The sequence below is a fragment of the Jiangella mangrovi genome, from assembly GCF_014204975.1.
GTDB lineage: Bacteria > Actinomycetota > Actinomycetes > Jiangellales > Jiangellaceae > Jiangella > Jiangella mangrovi.
Map to the genome: position 1 here is coordinate 4,670,285 of NZ_JACHMM010000001.1, position 15,836 is coordinate 4,686,120.

The 15,836-nt window shown below is 71.4% G+C and carries 11 protein-coding genes; 4 read left to right on the top strand and 7 right to left on the bottom strand.

Annotated elements, in window-relative coordinates; translation table 11 throughout:
- Positions 1–14 precede the first annotated feature (14 nt).
- Positions 15–668 carry a DUF998 domain-containing protein gene (locus HD601_RS21590; protein ID WP_184825335.1) on the top strand — a complete coding sequence of 218 codons (654 nt, stop codon included), beginning with the start codon at positions 15–17 and terminating at the stop codon, positions 666–668.
- Positions 669–728: 60 nt separating this feature from the next.
- Here the strand turns inward: HD601_RS21590 and HD601_RS21595 are convergent, their stop codons facing one another.
- From HD601_RS21595 to HD601_RS21605, 3 genes are all read right to left on the bottom strand, one after another.
- Positions 729–3,602 (bottom strand): vitamin B12-dependent ribonucleotide reductase, encoded by a 2,874-nt coding sequence (locus HD601_RS21595; protein WP_184825338.1) that lies wholly within the window; start codon positions 3,600–3,602, stop codon positions 729–731.
- A 54-nt stretch (positions 3,603–3,656) separates the two neighbouring features.
- Positions 3,657–4,178, bottom strand: coding sequence for a transcriptional regulator NrdR (gene nrdR, locus HD601_RS21600; protein WP_184825340.1), 522 nt, complete (start codon positions 4,176–4,178; stop codon positions 3,657–3,659).
- Between the two features lie 1,434 nt (positions 4,179–5,612).
- On the bottom strand, positions 5,613–6,074 hold the full coding sequence (locus tag HD601_RS21605) for a LysM peptidoglycan-binding domain-containing protein (protein WP_184825342.1): 462 nt from the start codon (positions 6,072–6,074) through the stop codon (positions 5,613–5,615).
- A gap of 216 nt (positions 6,075–6,290) precedes the next feature.
- Between HD601_RS21605 and lexA the strand changes: the two genes are divergently transcribed.
- Positions 6,291–7,019, top strand: coding sequence for a transcriptional repressor LexA (gene lexA / locus HD601_RS21610; protein WP_425503426.1), 729 nt, complete (start codon positions 6,291–6,293; stop codon positions 7,017–7,019).
- A gap of 1 nt (position 7,020) precedes the next feature.
- Here the strand turns inward: lexA and HD601_RS21615 are convergent, their stop codons facing one another.
- A complete protein-coding gene (locus HD601_RS21615) occupies positions 7,021–8,988 on the bottom strand; it encodes an ATP-dependent DNA helicase (protein WP_343076437.1) in 1,968 nt (655 codons plus the stop codon).
- A 101-nt stretch (positions 8,989–9,089) separates the two neighbouring features.
- Here HD601_RS21615 and HD601_RS21620 point away from each other — a divergent pair, with 101 nt between their 5' ends.
- Together HD601_RS21620 and HD601_RS21625 are read left to right on the top strand one after the other, a co-directional pair.
- A complete protein-coding gene (locus HD601_RS21620) occupies positions 9,090–10,934 on the top strand; it encodes a S9 family peptidase (RefSeq protein WP_184825346.1) in 1,845 nt (614 codons plus the stop codon).
- 97 nt (positions 10,935–11,031) lie between these two features.
- Positions 11,032–12,147, top strand: a complete 1,116-nt coding sequence (locus tag HD601_RS21625) for a glycoside hydrolase family 183 protein (protein ID WP_221441191.1) — start codon at positions 11,032–11,034, stop codon at positions 12,145–12,147.
- A gap of 12 nt (positions 12,148–12,159) precedes the next feature.
- On the opposite strand, the gene hflX is transcribed toward HD601_RS21625, so the two are convergent.
- The 3 genes from hflX to miaA form a co-directional block, all read right to left on the bottom strand.
- The gene (hflX, locus tag HD601_RS21630) at positions 12,160–13,632 is read right to left on the bottom strand and encodes a GTPase HflX (RefSeq protein ID WP_184825348.1); all 1,473 of its coding nucleotides are present in this window, start codon (positions 13,630–13,632) and stop codon (positions 12,160–12,162) included.
- Positions 13,633–13,995: 363 nt separating this feature from the next.
- A complete protein-coding gene (gene dapF, locus HD601_RS21635) occupies positions 13,996–14,835 on the bottom strand; it encodes a diaminopimelate epimerase (protein WP_184825349.1) in 840 nt (279 codons plus the stop codon).
- Positions 14,832–15,749, bottom strand: a complete 918-nt coding sequence (gene miaA, locus HD601_RS21640; protein WP_281386921.1) for a tRNA (adenosine(37)-N6)-dimethylallyltransferase MiaA — start codon at positions 15,747–15,749, stop codon at positions 14,832–14,834. Before miaA ends, dapF begins: the two co-directional genes overlap by 4 nt.
- Positions 15,750–15,836 lie beyond the last annotated feature (87 nt).

Below are 15,836 nucleotides of genomic sequence, written 5' to 3' on the forward strand. Positions count from 1 at the left end.
AAAGGACCGGGACCATGACCGCCATCGCCGCCACTCCCACCGCCGCTTCCGCCGTCACCCGCCGCTCGTCCCGCCTCCTCGCCGCGGGCGTCGTCGCCGGCCCGCTCTACGTGGCGACGGTGGTGGCGCAGTACTTCTTCCGCGACGGCTACGACCCGACCCGGCACGCGGCGAGCGTGCTGGCCAATGGCGACTTCGGCTGGGTGCAGATCACCAACTTCGCGGTGGCGGCCGTCCTGACGGTGTCCGCCGCGGCCGGGCTGCGACGATCGGGCGTCGCGGGGACGTGGACGCCCCGGCTCGTGGGCGTCTACGGCCTCTCTCTGCTGGGCGCCGCCGTCTTCGTCGCCGACCCGGTCGAGGGGTTCCCCGCGGGCACGACGGCCGCGGAGGCGACCGTGACGTGGCACGGGTCGGCGCACCTGGCGGCCGGCGCGGTGGGCTTCACCTGCCTGGCGGTGGCATGCTTCGTGCTCGGTCGCCGGCTGCGCCGGGCCGGGCGCATCGGCGCCTGGCGCTACTCCGCCGGCACCGGCATCGCGATCCTCGCCGGGTTCGTCGCGATCGCGGGCAGCGCGGGCGCCACCTGGGGTGTGCTCGCCTTCACGGCCGGCATCCTCGCCGGCTGGGTCTGGCTGTCGGTCACCTGCGCCAAGCTGGCCCGCTGACCCCCGAACGCACGAGACGGCCGCGGGGACGAATCCCCGCGGCCGTCTCGTGTGCGTGCGTCAGCTGCAGCCGCTGGTGGAGCCGCAGCCCTCGCAGACGTAGCAGCTGCCGGCCGGGCGCATCTTCGTGCCGCAGGTGAAGCAGAGCGGTGCGTCGGTGCTGGTGCCCTGGATGACCTCGAGCAGCTCGGCGGAGGTGTGCGCCTCGACCGGGGCCGGGCGGGCGGCCGCGACCTCGGGCGCCGGAGTCGGCTTGGCCTCGGCCTGCGGCGTCACCGGAGCCGACTGCCGGAACGTGTCGACCTCGACCTCGACGTCGGAGGTGTCGGGGGTGTACTCGCCCGTGTCGAGCTGGCGGGACCGCTCCGACGCCGTGTAGATGCCGAGCGCGGCGCGCGACTCGAACGGCAGGTGGTCCAGGGCGAGGCGACGGAAGATGTAGTCGACCACGCTCTGCGCCATGCGCACGTCCGGGTCGTCGGTCATGCCCGACGGCTCGAAGCGCATGTTGGTGAACTTCTCGACGTAGGTCTCGAGCGGCACGCCGTACTGCAGCGCGATCGAGATCGCGATCGAGAAGGCGTCCATGATGCCGGCCAGCGTCGAGCCCTGCTTGCCGAGCTTCAGGAAGACCTCGCCGAGGCCGTCGTCGGGGTAGGAGCCGGCGGTCATGTAGCCCTCGGCGCCACCGACGGTGAACGACGTGGTCCGGCTCGGCCGGGTCTTCGGCAACCGCTGGCGGGTCGGCCGGTACTCGACGACGACGTCCTTGGCGGGCGTGGCGTCGGCGGTCTTCGCCTTGGCGTCGGACAGCGGCTGGCCGACCTTGCAGTTGTCGCGGTAGACGGCCAGCGCCTTGAGGCCGAGCTTCCAGCCCTGCAGGTAGACGTCCTCGATCTCCTCGACCGTCGCCGACTCCGGCATGTTGACCGTCTTGGAGATGGCGCCGGACAGGAATGGCTGGACGGCGGCCATCATGCGCACGTGGCCCATGGGCTCGATGGCCCGCGGCTGCCCGGCGGCGCAGTCGAACACCTCGTAGTGCTCCGGCTTGAGGCCCGGGGCGTCGACGACGTTGCCGTGCTCGGCGATGAACTCGACGATCGCCTCGATGGTCTCGTCGGTGTAGCCGAGCTTCTTCAGCGCCTTCGGCACCGTCAGGTTGACGATCTGCATGGAGCCGCCGCCGACCAGCTTCTTGAACTTGACCAGCGAGAAGTCCGGCTCGATGCCGGTGGTGTCGCAGTCCATCATGAAGCCGATGGTGCCGGTGGGGGCGAGCAGCGAGGCCTGCGCGTTGCGCCAGCCGTTCTTCTCGCCGATCTTGTTGCCCTCGGCCCAGACCTTCGTGGCGAGGCTGCGCACGTCGGCGTCGAGGCTGGCGACCGAGCGGAGGTCGTCGTTGGCGGCGGCGTGCTTGCGCATGACCCGGGCGTGCGCCTCGGCGTTGCGGGCGAAGCCGTCGTACGGGCCGACGACGCCGGCGAGCTCTGCCGAGCGCTTGTAGGCGGCGCCGGTCATGAGCGACGTGATGGCCGCGGCCAGCGCCCGGCCGCCCTCGGAGTCGTAGGCCAGGCCCGACGCCATGAGCAGCGCGCCGAGGTTGGCGTAGCCGATGCCCAACTGGCGGTAGGCGCGGGTGGTCTCGGTGATCGACTCGGTCGGGAAGTCGGCGAAGGTGATGGAGATGTCCATCGCCGTGATGATCAGCTCGACCGCCTTGGCGAAGGTGGCGCTGTCGAAGCTCCCGTCGGCCTGCAGGAACTTCATCAGGTTGAGGCTGGCGAGGTTGCAGCTGGAGTTGTCGAGGCTCATGTACTCCGAGCACGGGTTGGACGCGGTGATGCGGCCGGTCTCGGGGTTGGTGTGCCAGTCGTTGATGGTGCCGTCGTACTGGATGCCGGGGTCGGCGCACTCCCATGCCGCCTGCGCCATGTCGCGGAACAGCTTCTTGGCGTCGACAGTGGAGATGACCTCGCCCGTCATGCGGGCGCGCAGGCCGAACTCGTCGCCGGCCTCGACCGCGCGCATGAACTCGTCGTTGACGCGGACGGAGTTGTTGGCGTTCTGGTACTGGACGGAGACGATGTCGGCGCCGCCGAGGTCCATGTCGAAGCCGGCGTCGCGCAGCGCGCGGATCTTGTCCTCTTCGCGCGCCTTCGTCTGGATGAACTCCTCGACGTCCGGGTGGTCGACGTCGAGGACGACCATCTTGGCGGCACGCCGGGTGGCGCCGCCGGACTTGATGGTCCCCGCCGACGCGTCGGCGCCGCGCATGAAGCTGACCGGGCCGGACGCCGTCCCGCCGGAGGACAGCAGCTCCTTGCTGGAGCGGATGCGCGAGAGGTTGAGGCCGGCGCCGGAGCCGCCCTTGAAGATCATGCCCTCTTCGCGGTACCAGTTGAGGATCGAGTCCATGGAGTCGTCGACCGACAGGATGAAGCACGCCGACACCTGCTGCGGCGACTTCGTGCCCACGTTGAACCAGACCGGCGAGTTGAAGCTGAACACCTGGTGCAGCAGCATCCAGGTCAGCTCGTGCTCGAACACCTCGGCGTCGTCGGGTGTGGCGAAGTAGCCCTCGGCCTCACCGGAGTTGCGGTACATCTTGACCACACGGTCGATGAGCTGCCGCAGGCTCCACTCGCGCACGTCGGTGCCGACGGCGCCGCGGAAGTATTTGGTGGTGACGATGGTCGACGCGTTCAGCGACCAGAAGTCGGGGAACTCGACGCCCTTCTGCTCGAAGACGGTCTCGCCGGTCTTCCAGTTCTGCTGGAGGACGTCGCGGCGCTCCCACGTCACCTCGTCGTACGGGTGCACACCGGCGGTGGTGTAGATGCGCCCGATGCTCAAGCCCCGAGCCTTCTTCGTCCGCGCCGCCGCCTTGCCGCCCGCACTGCCCCGGCTCGGCCCGCTCACCGTCTCCGTCATGGACCTTCCTCACTTCCCCCGGCTTGAACCCGAATGTCGTACTCGACGTGCTGCTTACGGTTCCGCGACGGTGAGGGTGGAGTCGCGCTCCTGCCCCTCGGTCCCCTCGTCGCGGCGACGCTGCGCCAGCTCGCGGTCGGCCCGCAGCGTCGCGATCTCGTTCTCGAAGTCGTCCAGGCTGTCGAAGTCGCGGTACACGCTGGCGAACCGCAGGTACGCGACCTCGTCCAGCTCGCGCAGCGGGACCAGGATGGCCAAGCCCACCTCGCGGCTGGGGATCTCCGCACTCCCCTGGGCGCGGAACTGCTCCTCGACCCGCTGGGCCAGCCTGGCGAGGTCGTCCTCGCTGACGCCCCGGCCCTGACACGCCCGGCGGACCCCGGCGACGACCTTCTCGCGGCTGAACGGCTCGGTGGCGCCCGAGCGCTTCACCACGGCCAGCGTCAGCTGCTCGACGGTGGTGAACCGGCGCTCGCAGGCCAGGCACTGCCGCCGGCGCCGGATGACGGTGCCCTCGTCGGCGGTGCGGCTGTCGACCACCCGGCTGTCGGCGTGACGGCAGAACGGACAGTGCATCGCGCACCTCCTTCGCTGGGGACCTGTGTCTGGAGCTGTGGACGAGATGGGGACAACCTGTGCACTCTCGACCACAATCTGTGGACAGCTTACACCCGTGTAACTACTACATGTAGGGGTACCGTACGTCGCGCGGAGGGGCGTCTGCAACCGACATGGCCGGACTCGCGGGACCTGTTTCAAAGCCGCTGGTCACGGATGAGTCGATCATCGGTGACGGCGAGTCGCGGCGGTTGTGAGCGACCTGCGGGTTCGCGTAGGTGGTACGGGGTGGGCGGTGGCGTCTTCGCAGGTGAGCGAGCGTTTGCCGGCCTTCTCTGGGGGTGCGACGGGGTCAGCTGGCGGTGGACTGTGGGGTTGTGGAAACCGCAGCCAGGGCGCGCCTGTGGACACAAGATGTTGTGGTGAGGTCCGCCGGGCGTCCGTACGCCGGGTTCGCCGAGTTGGCCGGCCCCCTGCTGCTCTCCATTGTCGGGAGCGCGGGAGACCGCCTCAAGCGGACCAATGGGCGCTTCGCGCATCGGGGACCGCTTGACCCGGACTCCCGCGCCCCCGCTCACAGCACCACCAGGGACCCCTCCCCCAGAATGACCCCGGCCCTTAGCGGCGCCGCGCTCCTGTTCCGCTGGCCGCTGACGGTCGCGCCGTGGGATCGGCAGCCAGTCCCGCCGTGGGTGGCGGCCGCGCCGGCCTCGAAATGACCACGTACAGCACCCAATTCCCTGCTCCACCAGGCCTGCAGACCTCGTGAAGCAGGAGAACACCTCGTGACGCCGCCAGGCAACCGCTTACCAGGCCGCCTGGCGGGCCATCACCACGATTACCCGACCCTCAACACGCCTACAGGCCTAGTACGACACGAGAACTCGTGCCGAACGTGATCATCTCGAGCACCCAGCCGATGATCATCAACCTTTGGTGTCGCCAGAGCAGCCCAAAAGGTTGATGATCATGGAATCAGGGCGGCGCGACGCCTCGGAAACCGGCGGACGCCTCGGAAACCGGCGGTTGGCAGCGGAATCCAGGCCGCAAGCGCCGGATTCCGAGGCGTGAGCCGGTTTGCCGGGCGTCACCACCACCGCCAGCGGCCGGCGCGACCCCACCCCAGCAGAACCACCTGCCGAACACCCCCAGCGGAACCGCCAGCGGCCAGCGGAACAGGAGCACGGCGGGTCTGAGGGCCGGGTCCATTCCGGGGAGGGGGCCCTGGTGCTGTGAAAGGCGAGGGCGCGTCGGCGCGGGTCAAGTCCAGCGCCCCCACCACAGCGGCGACCCAACCCCCACGCGCGCAGACTTGAGGCGCGCCGCCGCGCCCTCGACAATGAAGAACAGCAGGGGCCCGACCAACTCAGCAAACATCCCCGCAGAACTAGGCACCGATCATCAACGCAGCACGGAGGCAGTGCCCGCCGACAACCGAGCGCCAGGTGAACGTCAGCGAGAAGCAGGAAGCTTCAGCAGATCGCCCGGCTGGATGTCGCCGGCGGACGAGAGGCCGTTCAGCTCCATGATGGCGGCGACCGTCTCGCGCGGGTCTGCGGTGGGCGCGACGTCGGTGGCGAGTTCCCAGAGCGTGTCGCCGCCCCGCACCTCGACCGTGGTGACGACCGCCGAGCCGGCGCCCGCGCCCTCGCCACCCTCCCAGGGCCGGACGAACGCCAGCACGCCGGCCACGAGGAGCAGCAGCCAGGCGAACGCGACCACGACACGCCCGCGCCGGGTGAGCCGGGCGCCGTGCAGCGTGGGCTCGGCCGAGCCCGCGCACGCGACCGGAGCGGGGAGGCCCGAGGGGCGCCGCCGGGCCACGTGCCGGCGCGGCAGCTCGTCGGTGCGCTCGGGCTCGATGACCACGCGCGTGCGGGTCTCGAACGGCGGGATGTAGGTCGTCGTCGCCATGTCAGCCTCCGGTCCATGTCGCACAACCGTTCGATAGAACGACTGTACGAAAAGTTGTACACGGTGCCACTGACAAAGTCGAGACACGTTCGAACAGATGTTTGATCGTGTCGTGCATTCGGGCTACTGTGAGGCCATCATTCGACCGTGCGACGCGTTTTCGAACGGATGCTGCGAAGCGCCGTCGCACCGAACGGAATATCTACCGGAGGTGGCGTGGTGGCCAACAACGACGACGAGGAGCGCGGCGAGGCAGCCGTCGCCTCGGTGCACAACTTCCCGGAGACGCATCAGCACCCGGCCGACCTCACGGTGCGGCAGCGCAAGGTGCTCGAGGTCATCCGCGAGTCGGTCGGCCGTCGTGGATACCCGCCCAGCATGCGCGAGATCGGCCAGGCCGCCGGCCTGTCCAGCCCGTCCAGCGTCGCCCACCAGCTCGGCGTGCTCGAGAACAAGGGCTACATCCGCCGCGACCCGCACCGCCCGCGCGCGCTCGAGGTGCTGCCGCCCGGCACCGCGCCCGGCGACTTCACCCGCGAGGCCCTGCTCGACGAGGAGAGCAGCCTGCCGACACCGTCGTACGTGCCCATGGTCGGGCGCATCGCCGCCGGTGGACCGGTGCTGGCCGAGCAGGCGGTCGAGGACGTCTTCCCGCTCCCCCGCGAGCTCGTCGGCGAGGGCACGCTGTTCATGCTGCGCGTCGTCGGCGAGTCCATGGTCGACGCCGCCATCTGCGACGGCGACTGGGTGGTCGTCCGGCAGCAGCCGGTGGCCGAGAACGGAGAGATCGTCGCGGCCATGATCGACGGCGAGGCGACGGTCAAGACGTTCAAGAAGCGCGACGGCCACATCTGGCTGCTGCCGCACAACGCCGACTACGAGCCCATCCCCGGCGACGACGCCACCATCCTCGGCCGCGTCGTCGCCGTCATGCGGCGTATCTGAGCTAGGCCGACGTCGCGAGCCGCCGGAGCGCTCCCACCACCACGGACTGGTCGGTGGTGAACCACATCGGCGGCAGCGACGCCCGCAGGTAGCTGCCGTACCGGGCGGTCACCAGCCGCGGGTCGAGCACGGCCACCACGCCACGGTCGCTCGACCTGCGGATCAGCCGCCCGGCACCCTGCGCCAGCAGCAGCGCGGCATGCGTGGCGGCAACGGACATGAAGCCGTTGCCGCCCGCCTTCTCGACCGCCCGCTGCCGCGCCGACGCCAGCGGCTCGTCGGGCCGCGGGAACGGGATGCGGTCGATGACCACCAGCTGGCAGGCCCCGCCCGGCACATCGACACCCTGCCAGAGCGACAGCGTCCCGAACAGCGAGGTCTTCTCGTCGGCCGCGAACGTGCGCAGCAGCGTCGCCACCACGTCGTCGCCCTGGCACAGCAGCGGGATGTCGGGCAGCCGCTTGCGCACCGCCTCGGCCGCCTCCTGGGCCGCCCGCCGCGACGAGAACAGCCCCAGCGTGCGCCCGCCGGCCGCCGCCATCAGCTCGACCAGCATGTCGACCACCTCGGGGCGCAGGCCGTCGCGTCCGGGCAGCGGGAGGTCGCGGGCGACGTACAGGATGCCCTGCTTGCCGTAGTCGAACGGCGACCCGACGTCGAGCGACGTCCACGCCGGAGCGCCCTCGCCCTGCAGCCCGAACGCGCCCGCCGCGGCGTCGAACGAGCCGCCCAGCTCGAGCGTCGCCGACGTCGCCACGACGGTGTTCTGGCCGAACAGCCGCTCGCGCAGCAGCCCCGCGACCGACAGCGGCGCCACCCGCAGAGACCGGCCGACCCGCTCGCGGTCCTCGACCCACAGGACGTCGTGCTCGGTGTTCGCCACCAGCCGCTCGGCCGTGCCGAACACGTCGTCGACCATGGTCTTGGCCGCCCGCCGGGATGCCTCGACGTCGGCGGCACGCTCCTCGCGCGCGGACTTCGTGAACCCGGACTGCACGGCGCGCGCGGCGTCGCGCAGCTCGACCAGCGCCGTCAGCAGGCGTTCGGGCACGGCGTCGAGCCGGCCCACCGGCGCGTCGAGCAGCGCCTGGCGCAGGTGCTCGCCCGCCGCCCGCAGCTCCTCGGCATCGCCGTCGTCGACGTGCACCCGCGAGCGGACCGCCGCGCGGTCGATGACGCCCGGCCACAGGTCGGCCGTGGCCACGCTGGTGACCCGGGCGGCCAGCTCGTGCGCCTCGTCGACCACCACGACGTCGTGGTCGGGCAGCACCGGCAGTCCCTCGAGCGCGTCGATGGCGAGCAGCGCATGGTTGGTGACGACGACGTCGGCGCCGTCGGAGCGGGCCCGGGCCACCTCGGCGAAGCACTCGCTGCCGTAGGGGCAGCGGGTGGCGCCCAGGCACTCGCGCGACGACACCGACACCTGCGCCCACGCGCGGTCGCTGACGCCCGGCTCGAGCTTGTCGCGGTCGCCGGTGCCGGCGGACGCCGCCTGCTCCTCGGCCCACTCGCGGGCGCGCAGCACCTCGGCACCGAGCTTGCCGGCCGACAGCTCCTCGACGGGGACCAGCTCGCCCTGGTCGTCGGGGGCGCCGTCGCGGACGCGGTGCAGGCACGCGTAATTGGCCCGCCCCTTGAGGGTGGCCCACTTGGGCAGCCGGCCCAGCAGCGGCTCGGCCGCCTTGGCCAGCGCCGGCAGGTCGCGGTCGACGAGCTGCGCCTGCAGCGCGAGGGTCGCCGTCGCGACGATGACCGGGCCGTCGGAGGCGTCGGCGTGCAGCAGCGACGGCACGAGGTAGGCCAGCGACTTGCCCGTGCCGGTGCCGGCCTGGACCAGCAGGTGCTTGCCCTCGGTGACGGCCTCGCCGACCGCCTCGGCCATCTCGACCTGACCAGGGCGTTCGGCGCCACCGACGGCACCGACGGCCGCCGTCAAGAGCTTCTCGACCGTCACATCGCCCTCTTTCACCGGCCCGACATTACCCGACCCGCCACCCCGGAAAGCGGTTGTCCACAGGCCGGCCTCCGGCCTGTCTCGACCCTGTCCGAGGGCCATGATGGAATGCCTGAATGACGTATGACGCGGTGCCGCTGATCCCCCGTGACGTCCTGTTCGGCAACCCCGAGCGGGCAGCCCCCACGCTGTCGCCCGACGGTTCCCGGCTCGGCTTCGTCGCTCCCGACGAGGGCGTGCTCAACGTGTGGGTCGGTCCCGCCGACGACCCCGCCGCCGCCCGCCCGGTCACGCACGACCGCGACCGCGGCATCCGCACGTTCATGTTCTGCCACGACGACCGCACGCTGGTGTACCTGCAGGACACCGACGGCGACGAGGACTGGCGGCTCTACGCGCTCGACCTCGAGACCGGCGAGGCCACGCTGGCCACGCCGCAGAACAAGGTCACGGCGTACATCCTCGAGCACAACCGCTGGCACCCCACGTCCATGCTCATCGGCCTCAACGCCGACAACCCCGAGCTGCACGACGTCTACTCCCTCGACCTCGGCACCCGCGAGCTGACGAAGATCGCCGCCAACCCCGGCTATGCCGGCTGGATGGTCGACTCCGACCTGCGCGTCCGCGGCGGCATGGCCATGACCGAGGAGGGCGGCGCCGTCGTCTACCGCCGGGGCGACGACGGCACCGACGAGCCCTGGTTCGAGATCGGCCCCGACGACATCCTGACCACGGGCGTCGCCGGCTACAGCCGCGACGGCTCGGTCGCCTACCTGCTGTCCAGCGTGGGGGTCAACGCCGCCCGGGTGCTCCGCGTCGACCTCGCCACGGGCGAGCAGACCGTCCTCGCCGAGGACGCCGAGTACGACGCCGGCGGCATCGCCCAGCACCCCGAGACGCTGGAGCCGCAGGCCGTCACGTTCCTCAAGGACCGCAAGACCTGGACGTACCTCGACCCCGAGTTCGGCGCCGAGGTCGACAGCCTGCTCGGCCGGCTGCGCGGCGAGGTCGGCATCTCCCGCGCGGTCCGCGACGACCGCACCTGGCTGATCCACGACCAGCTGTCCGACGGCCCGGTGCGCTTCCACACCTACGACCGCGACTCCGGCGCGCTGACGTTCCTGTTCTCGCACCGGCCCGAGCTCGACGAGTACGAGCTGGCCGAGATGGAGCCGTTCACCTACACCGCCCGCGACGGCCTCACCGTCCACGGCTACCTCACCTACCCGCGCGGCGTCGACCGCACCGCTCTGCCGGCGGTGCTCAACGTGCATGGCGGGCCCTGGCACCGCGACACCTGGGGCTACAACCCCGAGGCGCAGTGGTTCGCCAACCGCGGCTACGTGTGCGTCCAGGTGAACTTCCGCGGCTCCACCGGCTACGGCAAGGCCTTCGGCAACGCCGGCAACAAGCAGTGGGGCCGGGCCATGCACACCGACCTCCTCGACGCCGTCGACCACCTGGTCGGCCAGGGCCTCATCGACCGCGACCGGGTCGGCATCTACGGCGGTTCGTACGGCGGCTACGCCGCGCTGGCCGGCGCCGCCTTCACGCCCGACGTGTTCCGCTGCGCCGTCGACATGGTCGGCCCGTCCAACCTGCTCACGCTGCTGGCGTCGGTCCCGGAGTACTGGAAGCCGCAGATCGCCATCATGCACACCCGCGTCGGCAACCCCGAGACCGAGCGAGACATGCTCTGGGACCGCTCGCCGCTGTCGAAGGTCGACCAGATCGCCATCCCGGTGCTGGTCGCGCAGGGCAAGAACGACCCTCGCGTCAAAGTCGCCGAGGCCGAGCAGATCGTCGCCGCGCTCGAGGAGAAGGGCCTCGACCACGAGTACCTGCTGTTCGAGGACGAGGGTCACGGCCTGGCCAAGCCCGAGAACCGCGAGCGGTTCTACGCCGCGGCCGAGCGGTTCCTCGCCACCCACCTGGGCGGCCGGGTCCAGCAGGACTGACATCTGGACAGACACGACAACTGGGTGACATCTGGACAGAAAGTCATCTAATGACTAGAACACTGACATGGCATTTCGTTCCCGTTACCCCGTTGTCATGTCCAGTGCCCTCGTCCTCACCCTCGGCGGCGCCGCCACCGCGACCGCCGCCCAGGTGCCGTGCGCCGAGGTGCCCGGACTCCTCAGCGCCACCCCCGACGCCGAGCTGACCAGCACGTTCACCACGTACGGCAACGACAACACCGCGCTGGACGACTGGACCGGAGCCGACGGCACCTACTCCGTCCCGCTGCCCGACGGCCGCGTCTTCTGGGTCTTCTCCGACACCTTCCTCGGCCGGGTCGACGCCGACGGCGGGCGCTCCCCGGTCACCGACGAGGGCGGCGACACCCCGTTCATCAACAACTCCTTCGTCGTCCAGGACGGCGACGAGCTGAGCACCGTCTACCGGGGCAGCGCCGACGACCCCGAGCCGCTGCTGCCGCCCGCCGACGACTCGCACTGGTTCTGGGCCGGCGACGCGCACGCGAGCCTCGGCGTCATCGAGGGCACGTACCAGGAGTACGAGCGGTTCGGCCCCGGCGCCTGGGACTGGCGCTGGAACCGCAACGTCCTGGCCCGGTTCTCGCCGGCGGACCCGGACGAACCGCTCAGCGTGCACCCGCTGCCGTCCGGCGCCGGCATCTCGTGGGCGTCGGCGATCCGCCGCGCCGGCGCGTTCACCTACGTCTACGGCGTCGAGGACCTCGGCTCGGAGAAGTACCTGCACGTCGCCCGGGTGTTCGGCACCAGCCTGCTCGGCGCCTGGCAGTACCGCACCGCCACCGGCTGGTCGGCGAACGAGGCGGACTCCGTGCGGGTCATGCCGGGCGTGGGCAACGAGTACAGCGTGTCATGGCACGACGGCCGGTACCTGCTGGTCACCCACGACACGACCGTCCCGCTGAGCGCCGAGATCGTCGCCTACGCCTCGTGCACCCCGTACGGGCCGTTCACCGACAAGACGGTGCTGTACACCACGCCGGAGACCGGCGCGGGCGGCAGCTACGGCGACGCGAACGTGTTCACGTACAACGCCCACGCCCACCCGCACCTCGACCGCGACGGCGGGCTGGTCGTCTCGTACAACGTGAACACGTTCGTCAACACCGACCACTACGAGGACGTCACCATCTACCGCCCGCGCTTCATCACCGTGCGCTTCGAGGACTGACGGGCGACGGGCTCAGCGGGCGGCGACGGCGTACGGCTCGAGCGCCGCGGCCAGCGCCTCGGGCACGCGGGCCCGCACGCGGGTGCCCTCGGCCTCGTGGTCGACCGACAGCACCTCGCCGACGGTGTGCACCCGCGCCACCAGCTCGCCGTGGTCGTACGGCACCAGCGCGTCGACCTCGACCGGCGGCTGCGGCAGCTCGCTCTCGATGAGCGCGCGCAGCGTATCGAGGCCGGCCCCGGTGCGGGCCGAGACGGCGACCGCGTGCGGCTCGTTGCGCAGCAGCCGGGCGACGACCATGGGGTCGGCCGCGTCGGACTTGTTGACGGCGACGACCTCGCGGACCCCGCCCGCGCCGATGTCGGCGAGGACGCCACGGACCGCCGTCAGCTGCCCCTCGGGGTCGGGGTGCGAGCCGTCGACCACGTGGACGAGGAGGTCGGCGTCGCCGGCCTCCTCGAGCGTGGAACGGAACGACTCGACCAGCTCGTGCGGCAGGTGCCGGACGAACCCGACCGTGTCGGCCAGCGTGTAGACGCGGCCCTCTTGCGTCTGCGCCTTGCGGACGGTGGGGTCGAGGGTGGCGAACAACGCGTCCTCGACCAGCACGCCCGCGCCGGTGAGGCGGTTGAGCAGCGACGACTTGCCGGCGTTGGTGTAGCCGACGATGGAGACGGCGGGCACCGCGTGCCGGCGGCGGTCGGCCCGCTTGGTGTCGCGGGCGACGCGCATGTCGGCGAGCTCGCGGCGCAGCTTGGTGACCCGGGTGCGGATGCGCCGGCGGTCGGTCTCGAGCTTCGTCTCACCGGGACCACGGGTGCCGACGCCGCCCCCGGCGCCGCCGGCCCGGCCACCGGCCTGCCGGGAGAGGCTCGCGCCCCAGCCGCGCAGCCGCTGGGAGAGGTACTCGAGCTGGGCCAGCTCGACCTGCGCCTTGCCCTCGCGGCTCTTCGCGTGCTGGGCGAAGATGTCGAGGATCAGCATGGTGCGGTCGACGACCTTGACGTCGACCTTGTCCTCCAGGTTGCGCAGCTGCGACGCCGTCAGCTCGCCGTCGACGATGACGGTGTCGGCGCCGTGCGCGTGCACGACCTCGCGAAGCTCCTGGACCTTGCCGGAGCCGATGTAGGTGGCGTTGTCGGGGTGCTGACGACGCTGCACGAGCCCCTCGAGCACCTGCGAACCGGCCGTCTCGGCCAGCGCCGCCAGCTCGGAGAGGGAGTTCTCGGCATCGGTGAAGGACCCGCCGGGCCAGACCGCGACGAGCACGACCCGCTCGAGTCGCAGCCGCCGGTACTCGACCTCGGTGACGTCCTCGAGCTCGGTCGACAGGCCCGCCACACGACGCAGCGCGTGGCGCTCGTCCAGGTCGTAGTCCCCGGTGGTGTCGCCGTCGAGGTCCTCGAGGAGGTCGAACTCCTCGGCCTCCGGCGCCTCGGCGGAGTCGTCATAGGGGTTGTATGCGTGGCCTGGACTATTGCTCAATTCTCCTGCTTTCGCCGAACGACGTCTTCAGGAGCGACCATAGCTCGACCCGGTGGACGCCGCCCACCGTAATTTCGCCGCCGCCCGCAGTGTGGCGGCCCGCCGCTCGGCCTTGCCCGTGGACTTCTCCTGGGCTCGGCGGGCCACTTCCAGCAGCACGGCCTCGCGTCGCTGCTTCTCCGTAGCACCCATGGCACCGCCTCCCGTCAGGCGCGCGGCCGGCCTCGTCGCCGGCCACATACACCACGTTAGGCCCGCTCGCGCCTGGTGCGCATCGATCGCGAGTCTGACGTCGTGCTCCTTCTACTGAAGGAGACGTCCTCGGGGTTTCCCAGGATGCTGTGATCTAGGTCACAACACGTTTCAGAGATCGACCGTTCCGCGAATCCCCAGCACAGCCGGCCCGGTGAGCAGCAGCTCCCCGTCCGGACGCTCGGTGACGACGAGCTGGCCGCCGGGCACGTCGACGGTGTAGCGCGCACCGGCGCCGGCCCCGTCGCGCCGCATGGCCGCCCACGCCGCGGCGCAGACGCCGGTGCCGCAGGAGCGGGTCTCGCCGACGCCGCGCTCCCACACCCGCAGCGCGATGTGCTTGTGCCCCCGCGCGGCGACGAACTCGACGTTCGCGGAGTCCGGGAAGACCGCTGCCGGGCGCAGGTCGGGCGCCGACGTGAGCGCGCCGGCCTCGTCGAGGTCGTCGACGAACACGACGGCGTGCGGGTTGGGCACCCGCACGGGGACCGCCTCCCAGGTGCGTCCGCCGGTGGCGACGAACGCCAGCTGGCGGGTGGCGGCCGGCTTGGCCCGGCCCATCTCGACGGTCAGCCGGCCGTCCGGCTCGGCGTGCACCGTCCGGACGCCGCCGCGCGTGGCCAGCGTCAGCACCGGCCCATCGACCAGGCCGTTCTCCCACAGGTAGCGGGCCATGACGCGCACGCCGTTGCCGCACATCTCGGCGATGGAGCCGTCGGCGTTGCGGTAGTCCATGAACCACTCGCCCTCGTCGGCCTGCTTGCGGACCTCTTCGGAGGTCTCGGTGCGCGTGACGCGGATGACGCCGTCGGCGCCGATGCCGGAGTACCGGTCCGCCAGGCGCCGCACCGCCTTCTCGTCGAGCCGCTCGGCCAGGGCGCCGTCGGCGTCCGGCAGCAGCACGAAGTCGTTCTGGGTGCCGTGACCCTTGACGAAGGAGATGCCGTTCACGACCGACGATGGTAGGTCAGAGCGCGCTCCAACCGGTCATCGGCGTCGAACGGGATCCAGCCGATGCGGTCGTCCTTGCCGAACCAGGCGTGCTGACGGCGGGCGAAACGCCGCGTGAGCAGCACCGTCTCGTCGCGGGCGGCCGGCTCCGTCGAGTCGCCGGCCAGGAACGCCAGCACCTGTGCGTAGCCCAGCGCCCGGCTCGCCGTCGGGCCCTCGCGCAGCCCCAGCGCCTCCAGCCGCCGGACCTCGTCGACCAGGCCCTGCTCCCACATGCGGTCGACGCGCAGCTCGATGCGCTCGTCGAGGACGTCGCGCGGCACGTCGAGCCCGATCTGGACGACGTCGTCGTAGCGGTACCGCCGCGGCGGCAGCGTGGCGGTGAACGGGCGGCCGGTCAGCTCGATGACCTCGAGCGCCCTGACCACGCGGCGGCCGTTGCTGGGCAGGATGGCGGCCGCGGCGGCGGGATCGCGCCCGGCCAGCCGGCTGTGCAGGACGGCGGCGCCGACCTCGGCCAGCTCGCCCTCGAGGCGCGCCCGGACCTCGGGGTCGGTGCCGGGGAACTCGAACCGGTCGAGCACAGCGCGTACATAGAGCGCGCTGCCGCCCACCAGCACCGGCGTGACGCCACGGGCCCGGCAGTCGTCGATGGCGTCGCGCGCGAGCTGCTGGAACTCCGCCACGGTGGCCGGGCGGGTGACGTCGTAGAGGTCGAGCAGGTGGTGCGGGACGCCCCTGCGCTCGTCCTCGGTGAGCTTCGCCGTCCCGATGTCCATGCCCCGGTAGAGCTGCATGGAGTCGGCGTTGACGACCTCGCCGCCCAGCCGCAGGGCGACGTCGACGGCCAGGTCGCTCTTGCCTGCGGCGGTGGCTCCGACGACGGCGACGACGGTGACGGGCTCGCTCACCAGCCGAGTGTGCCACGACGGCGGAATGCCCCGAACGCGTTGCGGGCCGTTCTGCCTGGGGGTATGAACGACGATGGGGGTACGGGTCGG